Here is a 16,159-nt window from a genome sequence, read left to right on the forward strand (position 1 = left end):
GACAATCACTGAGCTATGCGTAAGCAAAATAACGGTAATCCCCTATGTCCCCCTCGGGACGCTCTTCTCTAACCTGCTCTTGACTCATCTCGGCTCATCTTAACTCAACTGTAAAACCTGCTCTGGCTAATCTCACTTAAGATCTTCAATATACAACAACTTACGACTTCCCGTCAACCGATGAATATGCCGTACATTAAAGTTTATTTGACAAGCTGCAGCTCTCCATTACGACTGCGACAGGTCAGGTCGAAGCACGCTTGCGCGGCCCAGATACACATGCTTAATATCTGCTTGGCCTTTATCCGTATTAACCAGGAGCATGAATCGGATGCATCTCTCCAGACTGCCTATAACCGGCACTTCCAGCGCGCACATGAGCGGTACAAGCTCCCACCCGCTCGTTTCGCGAATTGCCTTGGCCGGGAACGCTTCGTCCAGATCATTCGTTACCGTTATGAAAACACTGCAAACATCATCCGGAACAATGCCGTTCTCGGCTATAATGGCGTGAAGCAGCTCTATCGTAGCGTCCAGCACCTGTTGTTTGTCGTTAAGCTCGACCGTTATCGCACCTCGAATACCTCTTACGCTCATTGCAGCTCTGCCTCCTGTTTCAGTTGTTCGACGATCTCGCGTACCCAAGCGACGGGAACGTCCTTCACGATATCGACTTTGCCGATTGCGGTCGGGACGACGAATACCATCGTACCTTCCTTGAACTTCTTATCATGCATCATCGCATCCATAATCGAGTCTACGTCGTAATGCTCCGGAAGCCTTACCGGCAGTCCGCATGCGGAAAGCACCCGCTTCGTCGTCGTGTAGACGTCCTCCGGCGCCCCGTATCTCAGCCCAAGCTTCGCCGAGCCGATCATCCCGATCGAGATCGCTTCGCCATGAAGCAGCTCGCCATAACCGGCGACCGCTTCCAATGCGTGTCCGATCGTATGGCCAAGATTAAGGATCGCGCGCAGATCGTTCTCGCGCTCATCCTGCGATACGACGGCTGCCTTCACGCTGCAGCCTTTGTATAACGCATGGCCGAGCGAATCGGGATCGAGCGCAAGCAGCTTCTCCGCGTTCGTCTCGCACCAATCGACGAAACCGGCATCCCAGATCAAACCATGCTTGACAACTTCGGACAAGCCCGCGCTGACCTCTCTAGGAGGCAGCGTCTGCAGCGTCCGCAGATCGTAGAGCACGAGCTCCGGCTGATGGAAAGCGCCGATGATGTTTTTGGCAAGCGGATGATTGACCGCGACCTTGCCGCCTACGCTGCTGTCATGCGCAAGTATCGTCGTCGGCACTTGGACGAACTTGACGCCGCGCATGTAAGATGCCGCTACGAAGCCCGCCAGATCGCCAACGACGCCGCCGCCTAACGCTACGATCGCCGAATTGCGATCGAGTCCCGCTTCAAGCGCTTTCCCGACCAGCATGCCCAGCATAGCGAGCGACTTGGAACTCTCGCCGGCTTCGACGACTTCGCTAACGACGCTGAACCCGCCATCCTTCAACGATTTCTCGAGCGCGGCAAGATGCCGGCCGGCTACTTGCTCGTCGGTAATAATCATCAGCGGCGATTTCTTGCTAATGCCATGTTTCGCGAAATAAACGGAGGCCTCTGCAAGCAGGCCTTCTCCGATATAAATAGGATAAGAGCGTTCCCCTAAATCAACCGTGAGCTCTCTCATATTAGTAGCGCTCCAATTGCGCTTGGTAGCTGTTTAGATTGGCGCGGATCTCTTCGATCGAATCGCCGCCGAATTTCTCTAGAAACGCCTTTGCCACTTCCCATGCGACGACATGCTCCATGACGACGCTTGCCGCTGGAACGGCGCAGCTGTCCGAACGTTCCACCTGTGCGGTGAAAGGCTCCTTCGTATCGATATCAACGCTGCGAAGCGGCTTGTAAAGCGTTGGGATCGGCTTCATCACGCCGCGCACGACGATCTGCTCGCCATTCGTCATACCGCCTTCGAATCCGCCAAGGCGATTCGTCGCCCGATGATAGCCGCGTTCCTCCGTATACATAATTTCGTCATGTACCTGCGAGCCGCGAAGCTTGGCCGCCTCGAAACCGATGCCGATCTCGCAGCCTTTGAATGCATTGATCGACACGACCGCTTGCGCAATCCGCCCATCAAGCTTGCGATCGTATTGGACATGGCTGCCAAGGCCGATAGGCACCCCTTCGATAATGCATTCGACGATGCCGCCGATCGAATCGCCCTCTGCCTTGATCTGGTCGATATAGGCTGTCATCTTCTCTTCGGTTTCCTTATCGACGACGCGTACGGACGATTCCTCCGTCAAGCGGATCAGCTCGTCGACCGGGAGATCGTTCGCCGGCGCTTCAATCTCGCCGATGCGGATTACTTGTCCGGCAACCTTGATGCCGAACTCGGCAAGCAGTTGGCGCGCAACGGCGCCAACGGCAACGCGGGCTGCCGTTTCGCGCGCGCTGGAGCGTTCCAGCACATTGCGCAAATCTTTCAAATTGTATTTCAAACCGCCGTTGAGATCCGCATGACCTGGACGCGGTCTATGTACGCGGCGCTTCTCTTCGTCGCTTCCTTCGATCGGCTCAATATTCATAACGCTCGTCCAGTGCTTCCAGTCGTTGTTCTCAACGACGAGCGCAACAGGCGCGCCTGTCGTCTTGCCATGGCGAACGCCGCCCACAATATTCGCGGAATCCTTCTCGATCTGCATCCGGCGACCTCGTCCATGCCCCTTCTGGCGACGATGCAATTGAAAGTTTAGCTCCTCAAAATCGATTCTCAAATTGCTTGGAAGTCCTTCAATAATGGCGGTCAGTTGCGGACCGTGGGTTTCTCCCGCTGTCAAATAGCGTAAACTCAAGACCAAGCTCCTCCTTCAAAGCAAGCCTTCCCGCGCTTGCTCTTCTATGTCTCAACTCTATAACGCATAAGCCCTAAACATCTTTGCTCATTATAGTACAGCCTATAAGGTTTGACAAGAAATTGACAGCGCTTAAAGCCAATATTTCGACAAAGAGTTAAAGCGTCAACGCAGTATTGGACAGAAGCGTCCGAAACCAGCATTTTGGGCAAGCAAAAAGCTGGCAACAACGCTTGTCTTGCAAGCGTGTAGCCAGCTTTCTCTTAACGGTTATAAACGATCATGAGTTGATAATCATCTGCTTGGTCCGCTGAAGCAAAACTTCGGGTACAAGCAGCGTGTCGTCTACAAGCCGGACCACTTGGCCGCTGTCCACGCCGATGATTTGCGCGCACTCTTGAATCGAAATCAAGCCCCGCCGATAAGCGGCGATTACTTTGCGCTTGTCCACTCTTCTCATCAACCTCCAAATCGCTTCGATTATGATTAGTATAGGAGAAGATGGAAAACGGTATACATTATCGCAAAAGTTAAGCACGGCGATAGAAGAACGTATCGGCTGTCTCGAATCCGTATTGCGCCGGGGAGAAGATTTGTTCCGTGCTTCCGACGAACAGCAGACCGCCCGGCTTCAGCGCTTTCGCGAATTTATGATACAATAAGTGCTTTGCTTCCTCGGTAAAATAAATCATCACATTGCGGCATACGATCAGATCGAACGAGCTGTCGAACGTATCATGCAGCAAATTCTGCTGCCTGAACTGAATGAACTGCTTCAACTGGTCAGAGATAAGGAAAGCCCCGTCCTGCTGCTTGAAGTACTTCTGCCTGCAGACGGGAGGTACATCCCGAAGCGAACGTTCCAGATAGCTGCCCTCCATCGCTTTCTTCAATACGTTGCTATCCAGATCTGTAGCAAGCAGGCTTGTCTTGCCAAGAGCGCCGAGCTCCGAGAGCATCATCGCGAGCGTATAAGGCTCTTCGCCAGTCGAGCATGCGGCACTCCATACTTTGAGCTTGGCACCGCTCCTTAGCATCTCGGGAAAAAAGCGGTTTTGAAGCACTTCCCAGCGCGTTGGATTGCGCCAGAACTCGGAGACGTTGATCGTCATCCGATCCAGAAATTCGTTCAGCATGCTGCGGTTCTGCTCGATCGCCTTCCAATATTCCTCGAAGGAAGCATATCCGTGCTTCATCCGCAGCGTCGTTAGCCTGCGCTTCATCTGTGCTTCTTTGTATTGCGATAAGTCAATATCGGTTTTTTGCTTAATCCGGGTAACAAACAACGCGAAATCACTGTCGCCTGGCATAAATCCCTCCGGTGTAAGCGGCATTTAGGGCCATAAAATTATACCCACCGCTGAATGGTATGTTCGTACTCAACAATTTCTTCCGGTGCGAAGAAGATGCCCATTTCGCGTGTCGCATTCTCGGCGGAATCGGATCCGTGAATGAGATTAAAGTTTGTATGTACGGCGAAATCGGAACGAATCGTTCCAGGCGCTGCGTCGAGCGCATCGGTCTTGCCGATTAACGCCCGCGACAGCGCAATGACGTTATCCCCTTGCCATACCATGGCGAATACGGGGCCGGACGTAATGAATGCAAGCAGCGGCTCATAGAACACTTTACCTTTATGCTCCCCATAATGGATCTCCGCAAGCTCGCGTGTCACGACCATGAATTTGGCTGCAACTAGCTGAAGACCTTTTCTCTCGAGCCTTGACACAATCTCGCCAATCAGGCCGCGTTGAACGCCGTCGGGCTTAATCATCAAAAAAGTTTTTTCCATGGCTAATCTTTCCTTTCAGCACCACATGGGTTTAATAATTACGCTTGCCAACAAAATGAGCAATATCGACTAAGTTTTTCTTCGCCGCAATGTTCGGCAATCCTTCTAACGCTGCGAGCGCCTTACTTATATATCGGCTCGCAAGCTGATCTGCTTGAGCGACGCCTTCGCTATTCCGTATGATTTCGATGGCGCGGCTCGTATCCGACACGCTGCCGCTCATGCGGATAATCGCCAGCTCGCGGCTCAGCGCTTCCTGGATCCGGTTGTCCTTCAGAGCAAGAATGACAGGCAGCGTAATATTGCCCTGCCTCATATCGGAACCTGGCGGCTTGCCGATCTGTTTCTCCGTTCCGAGCAAATCAAGCAGATCGTCTCTAATTTGGTACGCCATCCCTATATTATACCCGAATCGGTATAATTTGTTTGCCGTTGCTCGGTCGGCATTGGAGGCTACGGCGCCAAGCTGGCAGCTAATTGCGATGAGTAGAGCCGTTTTTCTGCGAATGCGCAGAAAATAGTTGCGGACCGTTTGATCCATGTTGAAGAAATCGCGGATTTGTTCCATCTCTCCGACGCACATTTGAACCATCGCTTTGGACAATATTTGATGGATGATCGGATTGGTAAGCTTAGTCGCAAGCGTAAGCGCTTTGCCGTATATATAGTCGCCGGTATACATCGCAATGCGGTTATCCCATTGAGACTTGACCGTCAGTTGCCCGCGGCGCGTCTCCGCATCGTCGATGACGTCGTCATGCACAAGCGATGCCATATGGATCAGCTCCAGCGGCACCGCGATATGCTTCATCACTTCCAAGCTGTAATCGCCGAACTTGCCCGAGAGCAGTACGATTATAGGGCGAATCCGCTTGCCCCCTGCCTTCAGCAAGTGCACGGAAGCCTCGCTAAGGAGCACATGATCCGTCGTAACGGTGCGCTCCAATTCTTGCTCGATTTGATACAAATCGCCTTTCATCTTTGCATACAAGTCTAGTAGTTTCATTCTTTCACCTTTTGGGCAGATTGGTGGTCTTCAAAAAAAGTAAACTCGACGTCCCTCGCCAGCAATCCGAGCTGCTTCGCATAACGGAAATATAAAGCTAAACCTTCTTGCAGCTTACTGCCAAAATCATATTGCAGAGAATGAAAATACTTATTCCAATAGGCGGCGTCTCCGCCGAGTTGCTTGCAGGCTTGCCGGATTAAAGGGTCCAGATGATTTTGGTTATGCCGCTTGCACTGCAACATAGCGGCATATGCAGCTTGCACAGCTTCGGGAACAGCTTGAACGGCTTCCTTGCGCGCGGCGACGACCGCATAGGTCATGCCAAGACCCGTCCACTCATTCCATAAGCGGCCTAGATCGATCACATGCAGCCCTTGGTCGTTCCAAGAAGCTTGAATCGCGGGGTCGCCTATTAATAGCGCAGCATCCGCATCCCGAAGCATCTCGTCCAACCTCGGTTCGGTTGTCACATACGCAGGCGAGCAGTCATAATACATTTCCATCATGATTTTCAATAAATTAACGGATGTCGCCGACGTCGAAGTGACCGCAATCGTAGATGGCCGCCTTGAAGCGATCGGCTCTTTAAGGAACAACAGGATCGAATGGACAGGTCCAGTCGATCCAACGGATAAGTGCGGCAGGAGCATATAACTTTCCGAATGCAGGCCATACGAATAAGAAGATATAGCCGATATATCTAACTCGCCCGCCTGCAGCAGCCGGTTCAGCTCAGCAGGATAGCGGGAAAACCTCTCGAAATTCACATGGCCTGCGAACGACTCCAATTGATGAAAGAGCGGCCATGCATTCGCATAATCAATTGTGCCGATGGTAATTGGGCGATTATAGCCCATTGTACTCATCTCCCCATCTTCGATACAAATCATGATCAATATGTGCTTGATCGAGCACCTTCCCTACAAGGAAATCAATCATTTGCTCCATCGTTTGCGGTTTATAATAAAAAGCAGGCATAGCAGGCACGATACGCACCCCTAATTTGGCAAGTGCAAGCATATTTTCCAAGTGGATCGCATGCAGCGGCGTCTCCCTAGGCACAAGCAATAAAGTGCGGCCTTCCTTCAGCATAACATCGGCCGCTCTAGTCATCAAATCATCCGAAATGCCGTGTGCGATCGAAGCAAGCGTCCCCATCGAGCAGGGCATGATCATCATGCCTTCAACGCGGAACGAGCCGCTTGCAATGCTGGCGCCGATGTCCGCATTCGGATGAAAGACAAGTCTTCCATCCGTCAGATTGGCGCCGAAGCAAGCTTCCAGGGCCGCTTGCCTGCGCGTCGTTTCCCAGCCAAGCTCTTCCTTCAATACGCGCCAGCCCGCTTCCGTAATGACAAGATGCACCTCGAAGCCGCCGACGAGCAGCTCCTCGACGAGACGAATGCCATAGACCGAGCCGCTTGCGCCCGTAATGCCGACAATCCACTTACGCTTTCGAACAGTCTGGTTGCGACTTTCTTGAGCCTCTACCATTGCTTAAGCACCAGCAAGTCGAAGATCGTGAAGGCGAACAGCACAACGCTCAGCGTTCCGTTCATTCCAAAGAAAGCCGTCTGTACCCGCGATAGATCGTTAGGCCGTACGAGCCAGTGTTGATAAAACAACAGCGTTATCGAGACAATTGTTCCGGCCAGGTAAGCCCAGCTTAAATCCGTCATCATGAACAGCGCAATAAAGCCGATCGCCGTTACGATATGCAAGATGCGGGCAAACCATAGCGCGCCCGATATGCCGAATCGCGCGGGAATAGAATGAAGACCCGCTCCGCGGTCGTACTCAAAGTCCTGCGTTGCGTAGACGATATCGAAGCCCGCAATCCACAGCGCTACGGTCGCATACAGCAGCCATGCCGCTGGATCGAAATGACCCGTAACGGCTACCCAGGCGCCTAGCGGCGATAATCCGATTGTGAAACCAAGCACAAGGTGGCACAGCCAAGTAAAACGTTTCGTGTATGAATACAATACGAGAAGCACAACCGCAATCGGCATAAGCTTCAGCGCAATCGGTTGCAAGTTTGCGGTAGCGATAAACATTATGACGAGCGATACAACAATAAAGATAATCACTTCAGCCGATTTCAATAGACCGGCCGGCAGCGCCCGTTTCTCGGTGCGCGGATTGCGCAGATCGATCGCCCTGTCGATGACGCGGTTAAGCCCCATGGCGGCACTGCGCGCGCCGAACATGGCCAGCGTAATCCAACCGATCTCTTCCCATGAAGGAAGACGCTGTTCCATCGCAACAGCGCCCAAGATTGCTCCCATAAAGGCAAACGGCAAAGCAAATATCGTATGCTCAAACTTAATCATTTCAAGAATAATAGCTATTTTGCGAATCATTGCTGCTTCTTCTCCTTTGTACCCATATGCAACGCAGCTACTCCGCCGGTCAGCGGATAAGCGCTCACGTTATGCAAGCCCGCTTTCTCGAACAGCTTGGCGAGCTGTTTCGCATCTGGAAACACCTTAAGCGATTCCGGCAACCACTTGTATTCATCGAATCGCTTCGCGACAAGCTTGCCCATTACCGGCAGGATATGGCCGAAGTATAAGTTGTACAACGCTTTGAACGGCTGCCAAGTCGGCTTGGATACTTCCAGACATACGACCTTGCCGCCCGGCTTCACAACGCGTTCCATTTCCTGCAGCACTTGCAAGAAATCCGGACAGTTGCGAAGGCCGAAGCCGATTGTCGCATAATCGAATTGGTTGTCCTCGAACGGCAAGCTCATCGCATTGCCTTGCACGAGCTTAATTTGTTTGCTTAGCCCTTGCTTGTCTACTTTCGCTTTGCCGACATCAAGCATGTTCTGGCTAAAATCAAGCCCTACGATCTCGCCTGAGCCGCTTGCCTCGGCAAGAGCAATCGTCCAATCGCAAGTCCCGCAGCAGAGATCGATTGCCGTCTGTCCCGGCTGCATGTCCATCTTCTTCATCGTAAACTTCCGCCAAGCCTTATGCCTGCGGAAGCTAATTAAATCATTCATCATGTCGTATTTCGGCGCGACACGCTCGAACACGCCATGTACATGGCTCTTGGAGTTCGCATCCATTTCGTCTATCACCTCGTCTCGTGAAGGGCTGGTGTTCTGCCCGCCGCTCTGTTCAGCATGTCGTCAACGATCCGGATCGGCTCATCAAGCATGGAGGCCGTATCAAGCTTCGCTGTAATGGCTTTGACCAACTCGGCCGCCGCGTTAAGCTTGGCAACGAGTTTGCCGCGAATACCGTATTTGTCAACTAGACCCTGCACCTTTGCCTGATCGACCGGCATTTCCGACAGCCAATCACGCTCTTCCTCCGTACCGTCCTGCATGACATGCCAATAAGCCCAGCTATGCAAAAACTTCCGAGCGTCGGCGCTCCGCTCGATCTCTTCAAGTATAACCTCGCAGCGGGTAACCGCGGTAAGCAGTTCCTGCCAAATTCGTGACAACGTCGCATCCAGTATTGCCGTGAACGATTGGAACAGCTCACTTCGCAGCTGGGTCATGTAACTCAAATAATCATCCGCAGTCAGTTTCATTTGCTTCATTCTCATATAAAGGTTCGTCTTCATGCGATTCACTTCGCATACCGCTTCGCTTAGAATCGCGATCATCTCTATTTGCCCTGCTTGCGCAAGCAATTGGTAAAAAATACTGCTGAAGTAGTCGCCTGCCAGCACCTTAAGCTGCTTGGAGCGCATCTCCTTCTCTGCACGCCGCGGTTCATCCGCGTCGTTATTAATCCGATCATGCGTATCCATGCCGAGTTGAACTAGCGATGCGACGAGCGTATACAACTCGCTATGCTTCTCGTACGCCTGACCGCGAACAAGGAAGGCATGAAGCAAGCGCAGCCGCGGATGCGCAAGCGCCGGCAGGTCCGTATAAGTCTGAATCATGTCATAATCGGTATATTTGCGTGCTATGGATGGTATTCGATACGATTTCATGGGGAAGCCTCCGAACAGAGAAGCGTGGGTAATCGCCGCTCAATAATCTAAACTATTATAGCACAACTTTTTTAAAGAGCATACGATTGTAACAAACACGTAAACGGCTGTCACCGTCCCTGGCTGCAAAAGCTACCGTATCGTTGTGAAATACAGGTGCCTGAATTAAAGAAAATCTTATATTTTCCTATATTCAAGAAAGAAAGGCAGCTCTAATTCGCCGCCTCCTTCGCCCGCTCCGCTGAATAGCTTGAGACACGGCCGAACCGCTCCTCCCAAGCCGCCGTAAAGCTGACCCGCAGCCTGTTCCTCCATAATTCGTCATGAACGGGATCGGCGTGCCGAAGCAGATCAAGCTCCGCGTCAAGCCAATCGTCTGTTTTGCGCACATCCACGGCGGCCAACAATCTAGGCTGCTCTTCCCGATCCTCAACGATTCTGACCAGAACGCGCCTTACGTTTTCCAATTGCAGAAACGATACGCGCAGCAGCCGCTCCACATCGGCGAACCAGGCTGTTGGACGCCCTTCCTCCGTATCGACCTTAAGATCAATGGACAATATCGCATTATGCCAGTCGGCTTTCTTGATACGTTCACTCAGTTGTGCGCTAATGAGCACATCAACTAGGTTCTGGTTAGACAGACGCACGACGGGTGCTGGGCGGAATACCGCAACTTCCTCGCGCCCGTTGTTTGATTTCCATATTTGATGCGGTAGTGCTGAGAAAAGCAGCGTAAGTGCAATGGTTGCCAAGCAGGCCGTTAGCAGCGGTTTGCTGATACGCATATCGGACACCTCCCGGTTAATGCCTACATCATGTGTATGTATACATTGTACGAGCAAGTCTGTCCGATTATTCAACCGCAGACCTTGTTGCGCATGAAAAAAAGCAGGCTATGCCTGCTTCGCGTCCTGCTTATTGGTCTGTCTCCACCGTGCCGTACTTCGTCATCACAATCGCTTTGCCGCGAATTTTGATAGCTGACGTATGATCGGTGAACTGGCAGATCAATACCTCGTTCCGGTCCAGCTTTTCCGTATGATGAAATTTTGTATCTTGTCCCCGAGTCAGGCCGATTACGTTCACGCCTTGCTCCTTCGCCTTGATCACAATATAATCCCCGCTAGTAGGCTCCATCGTCTTCCCTCCGCATCTATCGATCTATCGATCCGCCGCACGTTCAACAAACCAGTTATGTATACTTTCGTTCAAGTGAATTATAGATGATGAAGCTCAAATGTGCAACGATGCGGACTGCGCTGACCGCCAAACTAAAAATACGCCCAGGCGAGCCCGCCCAGGCGTATAGTCAACGAATAAGTATCGGATAAGGAGGTAACGCGTACATCCTTAGCTTTAGTTAATTGGATACAAGGTCTTTGAGAGATTTGCCCGGTTTGAAGGCAGGCATTTTGCTGGCAGCAATCTCGATCGGATCTCCCGTTTGCGGGTTGCGTCCTTTTCTCGCTTGACGCTCGCGCACCTCAAAGTTTCCGAATCCAACCAGCTGTACTTTGTCTCCGCTTTGCAGCGCATCGGAAATCGCATCAAAAACGGCATCTACCGCTTTGGTTGCATCTTTCTTCGAAAGGTCCGTCAATTCAGCGACTTTAGCAATCAAATCTGTTTTGTTCATGGTTTCACCTCCTTAAAGTTTTGCGAAGCAAAACTGCTTCGAAAGCATTCGCTTAGTTTTGCGAAGCAAAACTGCTTCGAAAGCATTCGCTTAGTTTTACGAAGCAAAACTGCTTCGAAAGCATTCGCTTAGTTTTGCGAAGCAAAACTGCTTCGTAAGCAACAAACATATCTTATCCCTCTTATTAACGGAAAACTTCAAAAATATACCTTTTGACCGAACAAACCTATAGTAATACAGCCGATTCGCAATTTCAAGTAGGTAAATACATTTCCAGTCAAAATCGCAAGGCCGCTTCCCGACTTTCGGAAGCGGCCTTGCGACCATATAGCGAAATGCGTTAGAGAATAATGGCAATAAGTCCGCCGGAGCCCTCGTTGATAATACGGCCAAGCGTCTCTTGGAGCTTATAGCGCGCATTGTCCGGCATCATCGCGATTTTGCCCTGAATGCCTTCTCTTACAATCGAGTGGAGCGACCGTCCGAAGATGTCAGACTCCCAAATCTTGATCGGGTCGTTCTCGAAATCTTGCATTAAGTAGCGGACCAATTCCTCGCTCTGCTTCTCCGTGCCGATGATCGGCGCGAATTCAGATTCGACGTCCACGCGAATCATATGGATTGACGGAGCCGTCGCTTTCAAACGAACGCCGAAGCGCGAGCCTTGTCTGATCAGCTCCGGCTCGTCGAGCGCCATCTCCGCCAGCGTAGGAGCGGCGATGCCGTAGCCCGTCGTCTTCACCATCTCCAGCGCTTCGGCGAAGCGGTCATATTCTCGCTTAGCGTGCGAGAAGTCCTGCATAAGCTGAAGCAGGTGATCCTTGCCGCGAATCTCGACGCCGACAACCTCCATCAGGATGCGGTCGTACAGCTCGTCAGGGGCATACAAATCGATCTCGGCTACGCCTTGACCCATATTCATGCCGCTGAGGCCGGCTCTAGCGATAAAGTCATATTCCATGAACTGCGTAACGACACGGTCGACGTCGCGCAGGCGGCGGATATCCTTCACCGTATCCCGGACCGAGCTTTCGTAGTTGTTGCGCAGCCAGTGGTTATCGTTCAGCACCATAACCCAGCTTGGAAGATTAACGTTAACCTCGTGTACCGGGAATTCATAGAGCACTTCTCGCAGTACGGAGATGACTTCTTCCTCGCCCATTGTCGCAACGCTCATCGTCATTACCGGAATATCGTATTTCGATTGCAGCTCGTTACGCAGTTGAAGCGCCTCTTCGCTGCGAGGTCTCGTTGAGTTAATGATAAGCACGAACGGCTTTCCTACTTCTTTCAGCTCATTGATGACGCGCTCTTCGGCAACCACATAAGAGTTGCGCGGTATTTCGGCGATCGAACCGTCCGTCGTCACGACGACTCCAAGCGTGGAATGCTCTTGTATCACTTTGCGCGTGCCGATCTCTGCTGCTTCCTGGAACGGGATCGGTTCATCGAACCATGGAGTAGTGATCATACGCGGTCCGTTCTCGTCCTCGTAGCCTTTGGCGCCTTCAACCGCATAACCAACACAGTCGACCAACCTTACATTCACTTCGAGACCGTCGGTCACCTTCAGCTGTACCGCTTGGTTCGGCACGAACTTCGGTTCAGTCGTCATTATTGTTTTACCTGCAGCGCTTTGAGGAAGTTCGTCCACGGCTCTGGCTCGGTCAGACTCGCTGGCGATGTTCGGCAGCACGACCGTCTCCATAAACCGTTTAATAAACGTTGATTTGCCCGTCCGGACTGCCCCTACCACACCGAGGTAAATATCCCCGCCGGTTCTCTCGGCTATGTCCTTGAAAATGTCCACTTTCTCCACTGAATATCCCCTCCCAATTGATTTTCCGGTTCGCCGCCATCCACCGGACAAGAGGGCAGGCCAGCGACGCAACTCGTACATACTTTTTGGACTAGTAACATCTTATGTCCAACCTTTCCGATTATGACGATTCCTTCCCTGAAATCTTTTTTAACACCTTGTCGCTCAACATCCCTTCCAAGATTGAATTATATGAGCCGCCGACATTTACTAGTACATCGCCATGCAAAAAAACCTCTGCCAGCCGTAGGTTGGCTGACAGAGGTCTCATCGTATAGATATTCGTATTATGGCTTAACCGCTAGCGGCTCGCCATTCACGTAATGATAGATCGGCGACTTGACGGGCACGAAGTCGGAATCGTCGACAAGCAAAGTGCGAAGATCGAGCTTCTCATCGATCGAAGCATCGCCATTTCGTTGAATGAGCTGCATAAGATCGATGCCATAATCGGCGTATACAACCCCGCCCTCGTCCATGAGCGCGTTGATCGATTGACCGGAGAATGCGCTTTGGATGACAGGGGCCGTCTTATTCAGCTTCTTGTAATCGATCTGATAAAAGCCCGGATACATTTGCTCGCCCTTCGGAAGCTCGCCGCCATTTTGCAAGTAGGACTTAATCCAGCCTTGAATATCGTTCAACTTCTGATAAGTGACAAGGTCCATCAGCTTCACCCGCGGCGTCGTCTCCTCGTCTATGACGAGAAAATAGTAGTTTCCGCCCTTCTCGAAAGCGGCGGACGGAATGTCGCTTAAGTAGCCCGTTCTCTGCAGCTTCGCGAAGTCGATTAAAAACTTTTCGTAGACGGGCGTTTCCGCATCGCTGTTCTTGATCGGCAGCATTCCCGTCTCAGCCTTATATTGATCAATCGCTCCCTGAACGTTGCGGATCGCCTCCTTCGGCGCCGTTTGGTTCTGCATGCGTTGATCGTCCGGGTACATACAGCCGGATAGTGTCGCAACAAATACGCAAATTAAAAATAATACGGTAAAAATGCGCAAATTCTGCGTAAAGATATTGTTCCGAATAGAGACCATCATTAATCCTCCTGCAACGATTGTGTTTCGTCATTCCGCCAACTTCAAGATATGGCTTCATGCCGCTGCGCTACCATAACGGCTCATCCTGTTCTGCCTGCCTTGCCAATTGGCGCGCAATTGCCGCTTTCAGCGGGTCAAGCGGTACTTTCACTTCTACTTTCCCGTCGACGCGCGCTTGGCATCCGAGCCGGATGCCTTCACCGTCAAGTCCCGCAAGCTTCCTGCGCTCATTGTCAGATATGGGCATAAGCTCGCTGCCGGGAAGCACGGTCAGCTTGCACATGAAGCAAGCCGCCTTGCCCCCGCAGCGCGTTTGGATGAGAACGTTCGCGCGTCTTGCCGCATCAAGCAGTGTCGTTCCGCGCTTAACCGTAACCTTCTTGCCTGACGGCCAAAACGTAACTTCGGCACTCAACACATTGTCCCCGCTTTCCATTCGCTTATTGAGCTATGCACATATTGACATGCCTGCTCCGAGAAGCGGTTAGCCGCTTCAATCGCCCGCAGCGCCGTGCCGTCGGCCGAATGGTTAAAGCTCTCCGCGATAAGCTGAACGCGATCCTCGCGGGCACGCAGCGCGTTGAACCATAACTCGTGAGCGAGCGGAACGACATGCGCCGACTTGGAGGTCCCTTCGACAAGGAGCCGGTCGCCGTAAGGGATAAGGAGCCTTTTCACTTCCGTATGATAGAAGCTATCGCCCGTTGTCACTTCGAAGCCGCCGACGAGCTCGACCGAAACCCCTTCGATGTCGAAGTGGCATAGACGAGACCGATATATATCCGTCTCGCTCCATTCCGGTTCATCGATCGCAAAGCGGTTTAACTTATCGTATATGCCATCAACATCCTCGTCATCGCAATACAGATCGAGATCGCGAGGCCTCGCTTGAAGCGGAAGCTTGCGCAGCAGCAGACCTGCGCTTCCGCCTACGATCCAATCCGGGCACTCGCTGCCTGTAGCGTCAATTACGGATGCCAGCGCTCTGAATATTTGCCTATTATCGTTCATCGCCGGCACTCCTTCCGTCATTTAGAAATACGGCTTATTGGCAGCGGCGATCGGGCCGGCATTCGGCTTCACGATCGCTTGGCAACCGAGCCGGAAGCCCTCCTCGAACTCCTCTGGCTCGAGCCGATCCCATTCCTCATCCGTTACTTCCTCAAGTTGGTCGCCGCCTTCCGTTACGAGGCAGCGGCAGCGCGCGCAAGTACCTCTTGCGCACGAAAAGCTCCAATCCACATGATGCTTAATCGCCAGGTCAAGCAGCGACATACCCGCTTCCGGCTCGACGACAGCTGTTATCGTTTTTCCTTTTAGTTCAATCATTGCGTCTCCAGGTCTCCCTTTCGCAGCCCTATTTATTTAATCGTATGTAAGCTTCACTATATGATGGAAAATAAGCCGTATACGAATCCGAGGACTAGCAGTATAAATGCGACAAGCGATAATACGAATTTCACAATACCCTTCGTTTTCAAACGGGCGAACGTTATTAGAGCAGCGGCGATTGCCATCAGGCCTATGCCGACAAAGGATACCCACATTTTAGTCATTGCATCCATTTCGAATCGATTCTCCTAATCTATAACGGAATAAGTTCCCGACTATTATAACATTCGACAAGCCTAACTTGTACCTATCCGAGTACAAAAAAAGGACAAAAGCCGGCAGGATGTGACGAACGAATGAAAACATCCGATGTCATCCCGAGCTTTTGCCGCTATGCTTTACTTCTTCATCATCATTTTCATTATCGTTTCCATGCCTCCGGCGGTCATGCCGCTAGCCTTGACAGCTTTAACAATATCGTTAACCGTCGAGTCGGACACTTTCACCTTCGCCATATCCGATACTTGCTTGATGAGCTTGCGAAGCTCCGCTTCGTTTTGCATCGTTTCGGCAGTTACGCCTCCGGCAATTTTTTTCACCGCGCTCTCGGTAATGTTTTTGCCGGTTTTCTTATTAATCGCGCCTAATACGTCTTTGGACATATCCTTGGACAACGCTCTAACCTCCTCATAGGCTT

General features: G+C 51.7%; 22 protein-coding genes. All 22 read right to left on the bottom strand.

Going from position 1 to position 16,159, the window contains the following annotated elements:
- Positions 1-228 precede the first annotated feature (228 nt).
- Positions 229-597 (bottom strand): chorismate mutase, encoded by a 369-nt coding sequence (gene aroH, locus J2T14_RS01635; protein WP_307201583.1) that lies wholly within the window; start codon positions 595-597, stop codon positions 229-231.
- The gene (aroB, locus tag J2T14_RS01640) at positions 594-1,697 is read right to left on the bottom strand and encodes a 3-dehydroquinate synthase (RefSeq protein ID WP_307467162.1); all 1,104 of its coding nucleotides are present in this window, start codon (positions 1,695-1,697) and stop codon (positions 594-596) included. The genes aroH and aroB overlap by 4 nt, the downstream gene beginning before the upstream one ends.
- 1 nt (position 1,698) lies before the next feature.
- Positions 1,699-2,868: a chorismate synthase gene (gene aroC, locus J2T14_RS01645; RefSeq protein ID WP_307467163.1), complete on the bottom strand. Its 1,170-nt coding sequence runs from the start codon at positions 2,866-2,868 to the stop codon at positions 1,699-1,701.
- A 280-nt stretch (positions 2,869-3,148) separates the two neighbouring features.
- Complete coding sequence (locus J2T14_RS01650) at positions 3,149-3,319, bottom strand: hypothetical protein (RefSeq protein ID WP_307201589.1); 171 nt, start codon at positions 3,317-3,319, stop codon at positions 3,149-3,151.
- A 79-nt stretch (positions 3,320-3,398) separates the two neighbouring features.
- On the bottom strand, positions 3,399-4,178 hold the full coding sequence (locus J2T14_RS01655) for a CheR family methyltransferase (RefSeq protein WP_307467165.1): 780 nt from the start codon (positions 4,176-4,178) through the stop codon (positions 3,399-3,401).
- A 38-nt stretch (positions 4,179-4,216) separates the two neighbouring features.
- A complete protein-coding gene (gene ndk / locus J2T14_RS01660; RefSeq protein ID WP_307201594.1) occupies positions 4,217-4,660 on the bottom strand; it encodes a nucleoside-diphosphate kinase in 444 nt (147 codons plus the stop codon).
- A gap of 31 nt (positions 4,661-4,691) precedes the next feature.
- Complete coding sequence (locus J2T14_RS01665; RefSeq protein ID WP_307467168.1) at positions 4,692-5,666, bottom strand: polyprenyl synthetase family protein; 975 nt, start codon at positions 5,664-5,666, stop codon at positions 4,692-4,694.
- A complete protein-coding gene (locus tag J2T14_RS01670) occupies positions 5,663-6,526 on the bottom strand; it encodes a menaquinone biosynthesis protein (RefSeq protein WP_307201598.1) in 864 nt (287 codons plus the stop codon). The genes J2T14_RS01665 and J2T14_RS01670 overlap by 4 nt, the downstream gene beginning before the upstream one ends.
- Complete coding sequence (locus tag J2T14_RS01675) at positions 6,516-7,163, bottom strand: UbiX family flavin prenyltransferase (RefSeq protein ID WP_307467171.1); 648 nt, start codon at positions 7,161-7,163, stop codon at positions 6,516-6,518. Before J2T14_RS01675 ends, J2T14_RS01670 begins: the two co-directional genes overlap by 11 nt.
- Positions 7,157-8,032, bottom strand: a complete 876-nt coding sequence (locus tag J2T14_RS01680; RefSeq protein WP_307201602.1) for a UbiA-like polyprenyltransferase — start codon at positions 8,030-8,032, stop codon at positions 7,157-7,159. Before J2T14_RS01680 ends, J2T14_RS01675 begins: the two co-directional genes overlap by 7 nt.
- Positions 8,029-8,745, bottom strand: a complete 717-nt coding sequence (locus J2T14_RS01685) for a demethylmenaquinone methyltransferase (protein ID WP_307201603.1) — start codon at positions 8,743-8,745, stop codon at positions 8,029-8,031. The genes J2T14_RS01680 and J2T14_RS01685 overlap by 4 nt, the downstream gene beginning before the upstream one ends.
- Positions 8,746-8,753: 8 nt before the next feature.
- Positions 8,754-9,629 carry a heptaprenyl diphosphate synthase component 1 gene (locus tag J2T14_RS01690; protein ID WP_307467174.1) on the bottom strand — a complete coding sequence of 292 codons (876 nt, stop codon included), beginning with the start codon at positions 9,627-9,629 and terminating at the stop codon, positions 8,754-8,756.
- 212 nt (positions 9,630-9,841) lie between these two features.
- Positions 9,842-10,417 carry a hypothetical protein gene (locus tag J2T14_RS01695; RefSeq protein WP_307467176.1) on the bottom strand — a complete coding sequence of 192 codons (576 nt, stop codon included), beginning with the start codon at positions 10,415-10,417 and terminating at the stop codon, positions 9,842-9,844.
- Positions 10,418-10,547: 130 nt separating this feature from the next.
- Positions 10,548-10,769, bottom strand: coding sequence for a trp RNA-binding attenuation protein MtrB (gene mtrB / locus J2T14_RS01700; protein WP_307201609.1), 222 nt, complete (start codon positions 10,767-10,769; stop codon positions 10,548-10,550).
- A gap of 223 nt (positions 10,770-10,992) precedes the next feature.
- Positions 10,993-11,268 (bottom strand): HU family DNA-binding protein, encoded by a 276-nt coding sequence (locus J2T14_RS01705; protein WP_307201611.1) that lies wholly within the window; start codon positions 11,266-11,268, stop codon positions 10,993-10,995.
- A 340-nt stretch (positions 11,269-11,608) separates the two neighbouring features.
- A complete protein-coding gene (spoIVA, locus tag J2T14_RS01710; protein WP_307201613.1) occupies positions 11,609-13,087 on the bottom strand; it encodes a stage IV sporulation protein A in 1,479 nt (492 codons plus the stop codon).
- A gap of 287 nt (positions 13,088-13,374) precedes the next feature.
- Entirely contained in the window at positions 13,375-14,010 is a 636-nt protein-coding gene (locus J2T14_RS01715; RefSeq protein WP_307467178.1) for a hypothetical protein, read from the bottom strand.
- Positions 14,011-14,197: 187 nt separating this feature from the next.
- Complete coding sequence (locus J2T14_RS01720; protein WP_307201617.1) at positions 14,198-14,545, bottom strand: 2Fe-2S iron-sulfur cluster-binding protein; 348 nt, start codon at positions 14,543-14,545, stop codon at positions 14,198-14,200.
- A complete protein-coding gene (locus tag J2T14_RS01725; RefSeq protein WP_307467180.1) occupies positions 14,542-15,141 on the bottom strand; it encodes a hypothetical protein in 600 nt (199 codons plus the stop codon). The genes J2T14_RS01720 and J2T14_RS01725 overlap by 4 nt, the downstream gene beginning before the upstream one ends.
- Positions 15,142-15,162: 21 nt before the next feature.
- Entirely contained in the window at positions 15,163-15,459 is a 297-nt protein-coding gene (locus J2T14_RS01730; RefSeq protein ID WP_307467183.1) for a 2Fe-2S iron-sulfur cluster-binding protein, read from the bottom strand.
- Between the two features lie 56 nt (positions 15,460-15,515).
- Positions 15,516-15,695, bottom strand: a complete 180-nt coding sequence (locus J2T14_RS01735; RefSeq protein ID WP_307201622.1) for a DUF2768 family protein — start codon at positions 15,693-15,695, stop codon at positions 15,516-15,518.
- A 165-nt stretch (positions 15,696-15,860) separates the two neighbouring features.
- The gene (locus J2T14_RS01740) at positions 15,861-16,136 is read right to left on the bottom strand and encodes a stage VI sporulation protein F (RefSeq protein WP_307202332.1); all 276 of its coding nucleotides are present in this window, start codon (positions 16,134-16,136) and stop codon (positions 15,861-15,863) included.
- Between the last annotated feature and the right edge of the window lie 23 nt (positions 16,137-16,159).

The sequence above is a fragment of the Paenibacillus harenae genome (genome assembly GCF_030812415.1).
GTDB lineage: Bacteria > Bacillota > Bacilli > Paenibacillales > Paenibacillaceae > Pristimantibacillus > Pristimantibacillus harenae_A.

Coding starts and splice junctions, on each gene's coding strand:
- J2T14_RS01685 (WP_307201603.1), bottom strand. CDS start 8,745: ATGGATGCGAACTCCAAGAGCCATGTACATGGCGTGTTCGAGCGTGTC.
- J2T14_RS01730 (WP_307467183.1), bottom strand. CDS start 15,459: ATGATTGAACTAAAAGGAAAAACGATAACAGCTGTCGTCGAGCCGGAA.
- aroH (WP_307201583.1), bottom strand. CDS start 597: ATGAGCGTAAGAGGTATTCGAGGTGCGATAACGGTCGAGCTTAACGAC.
- J2T14_RS01695 (WP_307467176.1), bottom strand. CDS start 10,417: ATGCGTATCAGCAAACCGCTGCTAACGGCCTGCTTGGCAACCATTGCA.
- J2T14_RS01675 (WP_307467171.1), bottom strand. CDS start 7,163: ATGGTAGAGGCTCAAGAAAGTCGCAACCAGACTGTTCGAAAGCGTAAG.
- J2T14_RS01670 (WP_307201598.1), bottom strand. CDS start 6,526: ATGGGCTATAATCGCCCAATTACCATCGGCACAATTGATTATGCGAAT.
- J2T14_RS01705 (WP_307201611.1), bottom strand. CDS start 11,268: ATGAACAAAACAGATTTGATTGCTAAAGTCGCTGAATTGACGGACCTT.
- J2T14_RS01655 (WP_307467165.1), bottom strand. CDS start 4,178: ATGCCAGGCGACAGTGATTTCGCGTTGTTTGTTACCCGGATTAAGCAA.
- ndk (WP_307201594.1), bottom strand. CDS start 4,660: ATGGAAAAAACTTTTTTGATGATTAAGCCCGACGGCGTTCAACGCGGC.
- J2T14_RS01665 (WP_307467168.1), bottom strand. CDS start 5,666: ATGAAACTACTAGACTTGTATGCAAAGATGAAAGGCGATTTGTATCAA.
- J2T14_RS01680 (WP_307201602.1), bottom strand. CDS start 8,032: ATGATTCGCAAAATAGCTATTATTCTTGAAATGATTAAGTTTGAGCAT.
- J2T14_RS01690 (WP_307467174.1), bottom strand. CDS start 9,629: ATGAAATCGTATCGAATACCATCCATAGCACGCAAATATACCGATTAT.
- aroB (WP_307467162.1), bottom strand. CDS start 1,697: ATGAGAGAGCTCACGGTTGATTTAGGGGAACGCTCTTATCCTATTTAT.
- J2T14_RS01735 (WP_307201622.1), bottom strand. CDS start 15,695: ATGGATGCAATGACTAAAATGTGGGTATCCTTTGTCGGCATAGGCCTG.
- J2T14_RS01725 (WP_307467180.1), bottom strand. CDS start 15,141: ATGAACGATAATAGGCAAATATTCAGAGCGCTGGCATCCGTAATTGAC.
- mtrB (WP_307201609.1), bottom strand. CDS start 10,769: ATGGAGCCTACTAGCGGGGATTATATTGTGATCAAGGCGAAGGAGCAA.
- J2T14_RS01715 (WP_307467178.1), bottom strand. CDS start 14,010: ATGCAGAACCAAACGGCGCCGAAGGAGGCGATCCGCAACGTTCAGGGA.